Genomic DNA, 11,476 nt, shown 5'->3' with positions numbered 1-11,476 from the left:
GCATATTCGTCCTTTCGGCAATAATCGCGAATCCGCCACGGATGCCGTCAACCTGCCTGGTTCGCGATGCGGGCGGGGCGGCCTGGACGCCCACCGCGCTCGTTGATCATTTGGTACGTGGCGACCTCTGGTACGTGGCGACCTCGGCTGGTCAGGCCTGGCCCCGGTGGTCGCCTCGCCGGTCAGCTCCGCCCCGCGGTGCGGAGCGCGGCGTTGCGTCATCCGTCGACAGCCCGGCTTCGGCTCGCCAGCCTCGTTGGCCCGGCCTGTCTCGTTGGCCCCGGCTGCGCGGCGGCGGCCGGGATGCCGCGCTCCAGGGCGCCGCGGTCCTGTCCGTCGAGGGCCCGCGTTGGCCATCCGAACACCGCCTCAGGAGGAAGAGTGTATGCAATATAGGTCGGATGACCGTTTCGTTGCAAGGCTCTTGCAGTGCTTCCGGTCAAAGTGTATGCAATAAGGACGTCCGGCGCCGTCGGCCCGGCGTCCTCGGGTGCGCCTCGGTGCCTCCCGGCGTCTCCGGGCGGCTCGGGCGCGCGTCGCGATGCGCCAGGGACGAGTGGGCAGAACCCGTGAAGCACACCCGCCGGACTAAGGGCGGGCCGCGCCGGTGGCCGCGCGCCACTCGCCGGGACCCGACAGAACGGAGCTTGTGATGACGGACGCGTTAGGCTGGAGACTGAAACTGGGCGTGGTCACGCCCTCGGTGAACACCGTCGTGCAGCCCGAGTATGACGACATGCGGCCGCGCGGAGTGACCAACCATATCGCGCGTATCCATATCCCCGACTGGGTCGTCAACAACGATGAGGACTTCGACGGGCTCGTGCGGGACATCGACCGCAATGTCGATGACGCCGTGGGCTCCGTTCTGACCTGTGACCCGGCGTGCGTGGTGCTCGGAGTCTCCATCGAAGCGGTCTACGGCGACCCGAAGGCCGGTGAGGCGATCCGGGATCGGCTGCGGGCCAAGTTCGGTGAGGATCTTCAGCTCATCCACGCGGGAGACGCGATCCCGAGCGCGCTGCGGGCGGTCGGCGTCGACGAGGGGCCCATCAGTCTGATCACCCCCTATCAGCCGTCCTCCGAGCCGCATCTGCGTTCCTTCGTGGAAAGCCGTGGCTACGAGCTGCACACCGCAGTCCACCTGCGTTCTCCGACGGCGGTGCAGATCGCGCACACCTCGGGGGAGACCCTGCGGCGTGAACTGAAGCGGCTCGCCGCCGACCGGCCACGGGCGATCGTCCAGTTCGGCGCGAACATGTGCATGGGCCGGATCGCCGCGGAGGCCGAACAGTGGCTGGATCTCCCGGTGATCTCGGTCAACACGGCGACCTACTGGTATGCGCTGCGCAGCAACGGCATCGACGACCAGGCGGAGGGCTTCGGGCAGCTCCTGGCCCACCACTGACCCCCGCTGTTGAAAGCCACCGCTGCTGAGGGCCAGGAGGCACGAATGCCCCACGACCACCCGACGGCATCTTCCTCGAGCGCGTACCCGGTGACGTTCTCCCCGATCGCGCTGGGGCCGCGCACGGCCCGCAACCGCATCTGGCTCGCCGCGCACGCCACCGAGTTCTCCACCGACGGCACCTTCGCCGACGCCAGCGCGGACTACTACGCCGAGCGGGCCCGCGGCGGCGTGGCCGTGATCACCATGGAGGCGATGGCGGTCCACCCGACCACCCGGCCCCGGCGCGGCGTGATCCTGGCCTACGAGGCCGCGGTGGTGGACAGCTACCGCAAGGTCGCGGCCGCCGTCCAGCCTCACGGCACGCTGCTGATGGCCCAGCTGTGGCACCGCGGCCGGCAGACCGACGGCATCATCAGCCGTCTGCCCACCTGGGCGCCGAGCCCGGTGCCCGACACGGTGTACCGGGAGATCCCGCACGAGGTGACCCGGCGGGAGATCGACGAGCTGGTCGCGCACTACGTCCTGGCGGCGCGGCACGCGATGGAGGGCGGTGTCGACGGCGTCGAGGTCCACGGGCTGGCGCACGGCTACCTGCTCGGCCAGTTCCTGTCCCCGGCCACCAACCACCGCACCGACGAGTACGGCGGCTCGTTCGACGGGCGGATCCGCATCGTCCGTCGCATCGTCGAGGAGGTACGCCAGGTCGTCCCGGCCGACCGGGTGCTCGGGATCCGGCTCAACAGCAGCGACGGCCCCGGGCAGAACGGCCTCGACAACGCCGACTGGGTGCGCATCGCGACGGAGATCGAGAGCTGGGGCGCCCTGGACTACATCTCCACCACGCAGGGCACCTACCTGGACCGGATGCAGATCTACGGCACCTCGGCGGCCCGGTCGGCCGGCTACGAGGTCGCCGACACCGCCAACATCACCCGCGCGGTCTCGCTGCCGGTCGTGGCCGTCGGCCGGATCACCACCCCGGAGATGGCCGAGGACATCCTCGCGAGCGGCAAGGCGCAGTTCGTCGGTATGGCCCGTCAGCTCATCGCCGACCCGCTGTGGCCCGTCAAGGCCGAGCAGGGGCGCCCGGACGACATCCGTCCCTGCGTCGGTGCGAACTGGTGCGTCGCCTCCTTCGCCCGCGGGCCGCTGGCCTGTATTCACAATCCGCAGGTCGGCCGGGAGCGGCAGTTCCGCCAGGACGAGACACGGCAGCGCCGGCGACGGCGGGTCGCGGTCGTCGGCGGCGGCCCGGCCGGGCTGCGCGCCGCGCTGACCGCCGCCGAGCTCGGCCACCAGGTCACCCTCTTCGAGCAGGACGACACTCTCGGCGGGCAGGTCAACCTGATCGCGCGGGCGCCGTCCTACCGGGAGTGGACCGGCGTGACCGACTGGCTGACCACCCAGCTGGCCCGGACCGACGTCGCCATCCAGCTCAAGCACCGGGTCACGGTCAACGACCTGGTCGGCCGGTACGAGGCGGTCGTGGTCGCCACCGGGTCCACGCCGCTGCGCCACGGCTGGACGGCCCGCCGTCCCGAACGGTGGGCCCGGGACGCCGCGGCGCTGCCGGGTTCGGACCAGTGGAACGTCTACACCCCGGTGGAGATCCTCACCGGCAGCGTCGAACTGCCGAACCGGATCCTGATCGTCGACGACACCGGAGACCGCCAGGCGTTCATCACCGCCGAGTACCTGCGCCAGCGCCGCCACGCGGTGCACGTGGTCTCCCAGTACCCCCAGCTCGGACACGCCTTCGCCGACGGCCACGACCTTCCGTTCGCCTTCGGGCAGCTGCGGCGCTCCGGCGTCACCTTCACCCCGAACGTCGAAGTGAACGCCATCGACGGGGACACCGTCACCCTCACCGACGTCTTCACCGGGGAGACCTCCCAACTGCCCGATGTCGACGGTGTCGTGCTCATCCTCGGCAACACCGCCAACGACCTGCTCGCCCGTGAGCTCGACGGCGCCGGCCTTGACATCCACCTCGTCGGCGACGCGCAGGCTCCGCGGCGCATCTTCAACGCGATCTGGGAAGCCGACACCGCGGCCCGAACAATCTGAGGAGACCAGTGGACAACGGAGAAGTGCACGGGCCGTTGGCGGGATGCCGTGTTCTCGAGCTCGGGTCGTTGATCGCCGGACCGTTCTGCGGGCAGCTGCTGGGCGACTTCGGCGCGGAAATCATCAAGATAGAGGACCCCGCCGGGGGCGACCCGATGCGTAACTGGGGTAGCCAGGCGCCGGGCGGGCTGTCGCTCACCTGGCCGATCATCGCCCGCAACAAGAAGTCCATCACCTGCGACCTGCGGGACGCCCGCGGTCAGGAGCTGGTGAAACAGCTCGCGGCGCACGCGGACGTGCTCGTGGAGAACTTCCGCCCCGGCACCCTGGAACGGTGGAACCTCGGGTACGACACTCTTTCGAGTATCAATCCGGGGCTCGTCCTCGTCCGGGTCACGGGATATGGGCAGGACGGCCCCTACTCGCAGCGGGCGGGCTTCGGCTCCATCGGGGAGGCGATGGGCGGTATCCGCTACACGACCGGGAATCCGGACCGCCCGCCGAGCCGCACCGGCATCTCGCTCGGCGACTCGCTGGCCGGCACGTTCGCCGCGCTCGGAACGGTCATGGCGCTGCTCAGCCGGGAGCGCAGCGGCCGCGGTCAGATCGTCGACTCCGCCATCTACGAGGCCGTGCTGGCACTGATGGAAGCTCTGGTCCCGGAATGGGAACTGGCCGACTTCCGGCGGGAGCGCACCGGATCCATCCTGCCCGGCGTCGCGCCGAGCAACGTCTACACCGCCGCGGACGGCGCGGAGATCCTGATAGCGGCGAACCGGGACACCATCTTCATCCGCCTCTGCGATGTCATGGGCAACCCCGACCTGGCGACGAACCCGCACTTCCAGACGCACCAGGCACGCGGTGAGCACCTGGAGGAGCTCGACAAGATCATCGGCGAGTGGACCGCGACCCAGCCCTCGGCCCAGCTCCTCGACCGCCTGCACGAGGCGGGCGTCCCGGCCGGCCGGATCTACACGGCGGCCGACATGGTCACCGACGCGCACTTCAAGGCCCGCAAGGCCGTCGTCCGCCTGTTGCACGACCGCCTCGGTGAGTTCCCCATGCAGAATGTCGCGCCGCGGCTGTCCGCCACGCCGGGCGGGATCCGCTCGCTGGGCCCGGAGCTCGGCGAGCACAACGAGTCGATCTACGGCGACCTGCTCGGTATCAGCCCCGCCCACCGCGAACAGCTCGTCGCCGACGGCGTCATCTGACCACCACCAGTCGAACACGTGAACGGAGTACCGCGTGGCCATCACGATCTGCGAGGTAGGCCCGCGGGACGGCCTGCAGAACGAGAAGACGCTGCTCCCGACCGAGACCAAGGTGACGCTGATCCAGCGCGCCGTCGCCGGCGGCGTGCGCCGGGTCGAGGCGACGGCGTTCGTGCACCCGAAACGCGTCCCGCAGATGGCCGACGCCGAACAGGTGATGGCACAGGTCCCCCGCGACAGCGGGGTCTCGTACATCGGCCTGGTCCTGAACCGGCGGGGATTCGAACGCGCCGCCCGCGCGGGGGTCGACGAGGTCAACATGGTCGTCCTCGCCACCGAGACGTTCAGCGAACGCAACCAGGGGATGACGGTCGAGGCGAGCCTGCGTGCCTGGTCGGAGATCGCGGGCCTGGCACACGAAGCCGGTATCCGGCCCTCCGTCACGCTCTCGGCCGCGTTCGGATGCCCGTTCGAAGGCGAGGTGAGCCCGGACCGGGTCCGGGACCTGGCCCGCCGGGTCGTCGAGTCGGGCCCCGCGGAGATCGCCCTGGCCGACACCATCGGTGTCGGGGTGCCCACGCAGGTCACCGAGCTGGTGGCGGCCGTCCGTGACGTCGCCCCCGGCGTCGCCCTGCGGTGCCATTTCCACAACACCCGCAACACCGGCTACGCCAACGCCGTCGCCGCGGTCAGCGCCGGTGTGGAGACCCTCGACGCCAGCGCCGGGGGCATCGGGGGCTGCCCGTTCGCCCCGGCGGCCACCGGCAACATCGCCACCGAGGACCTCGTCTATCTGCTCGACCGGATGGGCGTCGCGACCGGCGTGGATCTCGGCGAGCTCGCGGCCACCGGCCGCTGGATCGGCGAGCAGCTCGGGATCGACGTGCCGGCGCTGCTCGGCCGCGCCGGCACCTTCCCAGGCTGATACCGAGGCGACATCTGGGAGTGTCCTCGGGGTGGAGTCGGCGCGGCAGGGCGGCGATCGTTTTCTGGATCTCGGTACCGCCATCATGATCAAGATGCTGGGGAGAGATCGGGACGGCTCAGACACGTGGCAGGGGCGCGGGACGGGCCCGGATTCGGGATTTATGCATTGGGTGTCGGCATCCGGTGATGTGTGGCGGGTGGGTGAGTCCTGGCTGTCACTGAACCGCCGCGGTTGCTCGGTACCCGTGCATAGGGGCCGGGCCGGCGTGAATATCTATCGCTTCCAGCCGTCTGCAGGGGCTCCGGCGTTCCCTCGCTCGCCGCCCGCGCGACGGCGCGTCCGCTGTCGCAGTCGCCCGGCGGCCGCGCGGTAGGTCGGATCGTCGAGCACGTTTCGCAGAGCATCGGCGATCGTTGCAGGAGTCGACCGTCGGGGTTACGGGCTGGACGCCTGAGGTCCGGCGGCGGTACTTTCTCGCGCACCCAGGCGGGCATGACGAAGCCAGGGCCGGGCGGCGGGATGTAGGTCGGCGTGGGTGCTGTTCCGCGGTGGAACAACCACCAGTGCGTCAGTGTGCGTAGGTAGCCGGTGGCCTCGCGGAGCACCGCGTGGGTATGGTTACGCAGGATGACCAGAGTGCAGTCGGGCATCAGCGATGACAGGCTCGCGGCGTGGTCGATGAGGTCCGAGTTGGCGCCGTACACGGCGAGCACCGGCGCGGTGAACGCGGCCAGCCGAGCGGGGTCGAACGACGGAGTGGCGAGCATGTCCCGCCTCAGCGTGGTCTCGCGCAGCAGCCATCGAGCGGTGCATATAGTCCGCGCGACCGCGCGCCTGGCGTCGTTCGCCAGCCACTGCTCGACCTTCTCGTGCGAGGTCGCCGTAAGCACCCGGCTGAGCGAGTGTTCCATCTGCGCGCCGAGACCTTCGATGAGGAAGGGGGGCTCGATCAGGGTCAGACTCGCCACCTGCTCTGGGTGGGCGAGGCTGTAGGCCAACGCCAGTGTCGCTCCGTAGCTGTTGCCGACCATGTGTACCGGCCGGTCGATGCCGAGTGCGACCAGCAACCCGGACAGGTCGGCGAGGGAGCTGGCCATGTCGTACCCGTCGGGTGTCTGATCGCTGCGCCCGTGCCCGCGCAGGTCGTAGCACACGACGTCGCAGCCCGCGTTCGCCAGAAAGGTGCCGAGGCTGAAGTAAAAGCTGGACAGATTGTCGATCACCATGCCGTGCAGCGTGACGACGATCGGCGCGTCGGGATCCGCCCCGCGTGTCGGCGTGAGGTGCTGGACGTTCAGGCGGATCCCGTTGGCAATGACGTCAGCCATGGCTGGCACCGGACAGGCTATCGGCGATCAGGTAGACGACGTCATCGACGGACGATCTGATCGCTTCGGCCAGGTGCATCGTGGCCAGAAATGCGACGAGATCGACCGATGATCCGTAACGGAGGCGCGTGCGGTCGGCCGGGGCTACGAACTCGATCCTTTCCAGGTCAGGATCCGTCTGGAACGTCGTGTCCCTTGTGACCTCCATACTGTCCGCGTGCTCCTCACCGACCACGTACCCGGGCGAGCGCAGCGAGCACGTCCTCCTCGAGTTCGTGACGGCCCTCAGAGCCGGTCGGGGCACCGGGTTTCAGTGATGTCACGGAACGTTCTCCTGTCCTCGGTGCGCATTGCTGCCGTACGCATCCAGGCCCTCTACAGTTCTCCGGCTAGGCCGCCCGACGGCGGGAGGATTCGCGTATCGCAGAGGTGACTCGGGGTCCGCCCTCGTCGGTGGCGGCGATGTGATGCGTGTCAGCGGATTCCACACACGGTTGACATGGCCAACAGTGCAATGTTGTGGAGTGTGAACTGGTCGGCTGTTGATCCGCCGAGACCGTAGCGCTCCCCCATCGAGGGGGTGGTGATTTTTCTGCTGGCAGCCATATCGGAGCAGCTGGCCTCAGCATCGCCGATAATCTGCGCGTCGGTTTTTCCCTGCGCCAGCCGAGGAAATTCCTCGCGGAATCTTCTGATATATGTTTCGGTGCCTTCCGAGTTGCCGGCATCAGTTCCCGGGCTCGCCGATACATACGTTATTCCGGTCGAGGGATTCGTAGCCGAGTTCTCATCCGGCGTGCTTGTCGTGTCACAAGCGGCTAGTGAAACCACGGCGATGGCGATGGCGATGAATGCTATTCGTCCGCTCGACCGGGAACGCCGGAGGCGTCCAGAGTCTGTGGGTGCCTGGATATCCGCAGCGCCTTCGTTTCTTTTCTGATAGAAATCCATGTCGTCAGCCCTCTTCTATGTCATATTTCCACCTGAACCGGGAAGGTTCAAGGGTGGTTCCGAAGCATTCATCTCTGCAGAGGAGGCGGTACGCGTTGCCCGGCACATTTCCCGCTAACTGACACCAGTCCTTGTCCGGCGGCAGGTGAGGTCGATGGGGGACCTGATAGCGGAGACGGATCGACGGGGTCGGTCAGCCAGACCGTGCGGGATGGGCGTGTGCGTGTGCGTGTGCGATCACGATCGGGTCGGTGGCGTCTGATGCGACATGCTTTGGAGGATCGCGTCGGCCATGCCGCGTTCGTTGGGGTGGACGGAGGCGGCGGGGTTGAGGGGAATCAGTGGCTCGACCCAGCGGATGTCTCTCGCCGCGCAGGCGTCGCGGTCGAGGGAAGGGGTGTAGGTGTCGATGTACCCGGCGCCGGCGGCTTCTGCCTGCTGTTGCAGCATGGTGTTGAGCTCCTGCTCCTTCTGACGCAGGTAGGTGATGTCGCCGGTTGTGAGTCCCATGGTGCGTGCGCAACCGACGCCGTCGGTGGGAAGGATTGCCGGGTATCCCACGATGTACACGTCGGCCTGCGGCGCGCGACGGGTGATCTCGCCCAGCGCGACGGACAGCTGTTGCCCTGCGGCCTGGATCTTCTCCTGTACCTCGTCGGTTCCGGCGGAGACGTACTTCCTCTTGCAGGGTGCGTAGTTCGAGGTGCCGCCGGCGAGCGCGTTGTAGAGCACGCCGGCCCGGACGCACTGATTGACCACCGAGGTGAAACCGATGTCGTTGCCGCCGATGCCGATCGTGACCAGCCGCGTTGTGGCGGAAAGGGCCGAGAACTGGGCGGGGTTGACTCCGTCCCCAGTGGACTGGGGCGAGGACAGGTTCGCGATCGTGGCCCCGGAACAGCTCATATCCGTGAAATCGGATTCCTCAAGATCCAGATTCTCGGCGATCAGCGTCGGGTAGTTGCGGTCCGAACGATCGCAGCCGCCGGGTTCTCCGATCTGGGAGGGGATTCCGGGACCGGCGGTATAGGAGTCGCCCAGGGCGACGTATGCCCCCTGAGCTGGCGCTGCAGTTGCAGTTGCTGTCCGAGTCGGAACCGGCGTCGTTGTCGTCTCGGGAAGCGCTGCGGCTGCCGCTGCTGGAGCTGAACCGCCGTCGTGGCGGTTGAGGGCGACCGCGGTGATCAGAGTGCCGCACGCGAGTGTGCAGACCAACCCGGCGCGTAGCTGAGTTCTTATCATTGCCTCCCACTTCCGTCTTGGGTGGCACTTCTGATGTCTGACCTGCGGGCATGGAAGGTAACCGCCGGTTGTGAATGATGCTCCGGTGTCGAGGGCGTCAGGCAGATGATCGCAGCTGCGCGGGAACGGCGAGCCGGCGTGGGTCACGATGAGTCGAACCTGAATGCCGGATCGAGTGTTGTGTTTTCTCGCGTTTCTGTCAGGGATCGTTTAGGCCTGAGCCGGAAATGGCGACGCTCGGGGCAAGGTTTGCAGGTCGGGGGACGAGGCCCGGCCTTCTGGTGTCTATCGGACGGTGGCGTACCGATGGATGGTCGGTGCGCCAGGTTCGGTTGGATGCGTGGGTCGGGGCCGTGTACCGCGGCCTGGGCGTGGTGGTGTCCAGGCGCCGTGGGCCCGGCGGGGGCTACCGCCGGGCCCACGGGCCCACGCCGTGCACCCGCATTGCACAGGGCCCGGCGCGTACAAGGGGCAGGGCTGATCAGTCGCGCCCTACTTCCGGATGACGGCCTCTGTCGTCTGGCGGCCTACTGCAGCCCGCCAGGTGGTCGTGCATTTCTCGGGTCGTTCGGTCGGCGAGGAGCAGTTACAGCATCTTCTTCGCGGCTGTTCTCGGGCACCTCTTCAGTTTGTCTGAACAGGGATCGTCGGTCGTCGTGCGTTTGTCGACAACTGCCTACTGCGAACGCGGTACGCCGGCCTCCTACCCAGTACTCCTGATGGGGAGGAGTGTGATGGCTGTTAACCAGCGCGTTCGTGTCCAGGCGGAATAGGCCTCGGCCAGCCAGGCGACTCCGAGTTTTCAGTGGCTGTGAGGTTCTGGCATCCATGCTGCCTCGATCTGTTTGCGGGTTCGAGGGGGAATCTTCCCCGGCTGGTGGTGTAGCGGGCCACACCACCTCAGCCGGGCACCGGATTCGCCGTGTCGCGGGCGAGTGCGTGCCGGCATGTCAGAGGTCCTGGTACCCCTGCCCACGCAGATCGGTTTCCGGGAACATGCCAGAATCTCGGCCCGAGAACGGTACGCAGTGCCGCCGCGACGACCCGCACCGATGATTGAGAAGATAGGCATGAAGGCTGGGAGGAGGGTGGCCGGGGAAAGGCTGACGCGAGGCGGGCCTCTGGGTGCGGCCCGTCGATCGAGCGTGCGGTGGTACAGAGAACCGCGACCGGGCTGTGAGGTTCTGGGGCGGTCAGTCCGATGGGGTGGTTTGTAGCAGGCCGGACTGGTAGGCGATGACGACGAGCTGCGCCCGGTCGCGGGCGTTGAGCTTCGCCATGGCCCGGTGGACGTGCGTGCGGGCGGTCAGTGGGCTGATGGCAAGGCGACGGGCGATTTCATGGTTCGAGTAGCCCTCGGCTACCAGCACCATGACTTCTCGTTCGCGGGCGGTGAGCGTCGTGAGGACTGCGGGGTTTGCCCGGGCGGTGGCTGTGGGTTCGGGGGCGGCGAGGAACCGGGCGATGAGGGCGCGGGTGGCTGCCGGGGACAGGAGAGCGTCGCCGCCGGCGATGGTGCGGATGGCGGTGAGGAGCTCGTCCGCTCCGACGTCTTTACCAAGGAAGCCGCTTGCTCCGACGTGAAGTGCCTGGGTGACGTATTCGTCGATTTCGAAGGTGGTGAGGATGAGGACGTGCGTGGCGGCGAGTGTTTCGTCGCCGCAGATGGTGGCGGTGGCGGCGACTCCGTCGGTTCCGGGCATGCGGATGTCCATGAGCACGACGTCCGGGTGGTGTTCACGGGCCGCTGCGATGGCTTCGTGGCCGTCCGCGGCCTCAGCGACGACTTCCATGTCCTCGCACGAGTCGATCAGAATCCGGAAGGTCGCTCGTAGGAGGGTCTGGTCGTCGGCGAGGAGCACTCGGATAGTCATCGTTTTCCGTTTTCGTGGGGTTTCTGGGTTGTAGTGGCAGGATGGCGGTGACGTGGAAGCCGACTTCGGGATGGTGTCCGGCCTCGAGATGTCCGCCGACGGACAGTGCGCGTTCCCGCATGCTGATCAGGCCGAATCCACTGTTCGAGGATGGGATCGACCTCACCGTGTCGGGCCTGTGGTCCCCATTGGCCGAGCTTTTCCCCCCATCGCCATTAATGATCATCAGGGTGACGCTGTTGGGAGCGTAGGTGATGTCAACGCATGCGCTGTTGGTGGTGGCGTGTTTCGCCACGTTGGTGAGCGCTTCCTGCGCGATCCGGTATGCCGTGAGGTCGATGCCGGGGGAGAGCGGGGACGGTTCGCCGCGGGTGTTGATGGTGACCGTGAGTCCGGTGGCGGTGAACGTGTGGGCGAGTTCGGGGAGCTGGGCGAGTGAGGGGGCTGGTTCCAGGGGG

Annotated in this window: 9 protein-coding genes and 1 pseudogene; 4 read left to right on the top strand and 6 right to left on the bottom strand. The window is 67.7% G+C overall.

Features of this window, described 5'->3' with window-relative positions:
• Positions 1 to 652: 652 nt before the first annotated feature.
• The 4 genes from AC559T_RS05460 to AC559T_RS05445 are packed head-to-tail and all read left to right on the top strand — an operon-like array spanning position 653 to position 5,620.
• On the top strand, positions 653 to 1,408 hold the full coding sequence (locus tag AC559T_RS05460; RefSeq protein ID WP_020461250.1) for a maleate cis-trans isomerase family protein: 756 nt from the start codon (positions 653 to 655) through the stop codon (positions 1,406 to 1,408).
• Between the two features lie 45 nt (positions 1,409 to 1,453).
• Complete coding sequence (locus tag AC559T_RS05455; RefSeq protein ID WP_498867974.1) at positions 1,454 to 3,478, top strand: oxidoreductase; 2,025 nt, start codon at positions 1,454 to 1,456, stop codon at positions 3,476 to 3,478.
• A gap of 8 nt (positions 3,479 to 3,486) precedes the next feature.
• Positions 3,487 to 4,695 (top strand): CaiB/BaiF CoA transferase family protein, encoded by a 1,209-nt coding sequence (locus AC559T_RS05450; RefSeq protein WP_112107791.1) that lies wholly within the window; start codon positions 3,487 to 3,489, stop codon positions 4,693 to 4,695.
• 34 nt (positions 4,696 to 4,729) lie between these two features.
• On the top strand, positions 4,730 to 5,620 hold the full coding sequence (locus AC559T_RS05445; protein ID WP_071066929.1) for a hydroxymethylglutaryl-CoA lyase: 891 nt from the start codon (positions 4,730 to 4,732) through the stop codon (positions 5,618 to 5,620).
• Positions 5,621 to 6,063: 443 nt separating this feature from the next.
• On the opposite strand, the pseudogene AC559T_RS05440 reads toward AC559T_RS05445, so the two are convergent.
• The 6 genes and pseudogenes from AC559T_RS05440 to AC559T_RS05415 all read right to left on the bottom strand — a co-directional run.
• Positions 6,064 to 6,951 (bottom strand): annotated as a pseudogene (locus AC559T_RS05440) (alpha/beta fold hydrolase); the annotation flags it as partial.
• Positions 6,944 to 7,186 (bottom strand): hypothetical protein, encoded by a 243-nt coding sequence (locus tag AC559T_RS05435; RefSeq protein WP_498867973.1) that lies wholly within the window; start codon positions 7,184 to 7,186, stop codon positions 6,944 to 6,946. The pseudogene AC559T_RS05440 and the gene AC559T_RS05435, both read right to left, overlap by 8 nt.
• Positions 7,187 to 7,425: 239 nt before the next feature.
• Positions 7,426 to 7,902: a hypothetical protein gene (locus AC559T_RS05430; protein ID WP_498867972.1), complete on the bottom strand. Its 477-nt coding sequence runs from the start codon at positions 7,900 to 7,902 to the stop codon at positions 7,426 to 7,428.
• Positions 7,903 to 8,139: 237 nt separating this feature from the next.
• Positions 8,140 to 9,144 (bottom strand): SGNH/GDSL hydrolase family protein, encoded by a 1,005-nt coding sequence (locus tag AC559T_RS05425; RefSeq protein ID WP_498867971.1) that lies wholly within the window; start codon positions 9,142 to 9,144, stop codon positions 8,140 to 8,142.
• A gap of 1,193 nt (positions 9,145 to 10,337) precedes the next feature.
• Entirely contained in the window at positions 10,338 to 11,018 is a 681-nt protein-coding gene (locus tag AC559T_RS05420) for a response regulator transcription factor (protein WP_498867970.1), read from the bottom strand.
• Positions 10,921 to 11,476 (bottom strand): sensor histidine kinase (locus tag AC559T_RS05415; protein WP_498867969.1); only part of this gene is annotated, 556 nt, incomplete at its 5' end. The genes AC559T_RS05420 and AC559T_RS05415, both read right to left, overlap by 98 nt.

The organism is Frankia sp. Hr75.2 (assembly GCF_949319125.1).
Taxonomy (GTDB): Bacteria; Actinomycetota; Actinomycetes; order Frankiales; family Frankiaceae; genus Parafrankia; species Parafrankia soli.
The sequence above is the reverse complement of the archived record's forward strand: the minus strand, read 5'-3'. Positions and strand labels throughout refer to the sequence as shown.

Coding starts and splice junctions, on each gene's coding strand:
- AC559T_RS05420 (WP_498867970.1), bottom strand. CDS start 11,018: ATGACTATCCGAGTGCTCCTCGCCGACGACCAGACCCTCCTACGAGCG.
- AC559T_RS05460 (WP_020461250.1), top strand. CDS start 653: ATGACGGACGCGTTAGGCTGGAGACTGAAACTGGGCGTGGTCACGCCC.
- AC559T_RS05430 (WP_498867972.1), bottom strand. CDS start 7,902: ATGGATTTCTATCAGAAAAGAAACGAAGGCGCTGCGGATATCCAGGCA.
- AC559T_RS05455 (WP_498867974.1), top strand. CDS start 1,454: ATGCCCCACGACCACCCGACGGCATCTTCCTCGAGCGCGTACCCGGTG.
- AC559T_RS05425 (WP_498867971.1), bottom strand. CDS start 9,144: ATGATAAGAACTCAGCTACGCGCCGGGTTGGTCTGCACACTCGCGTGC.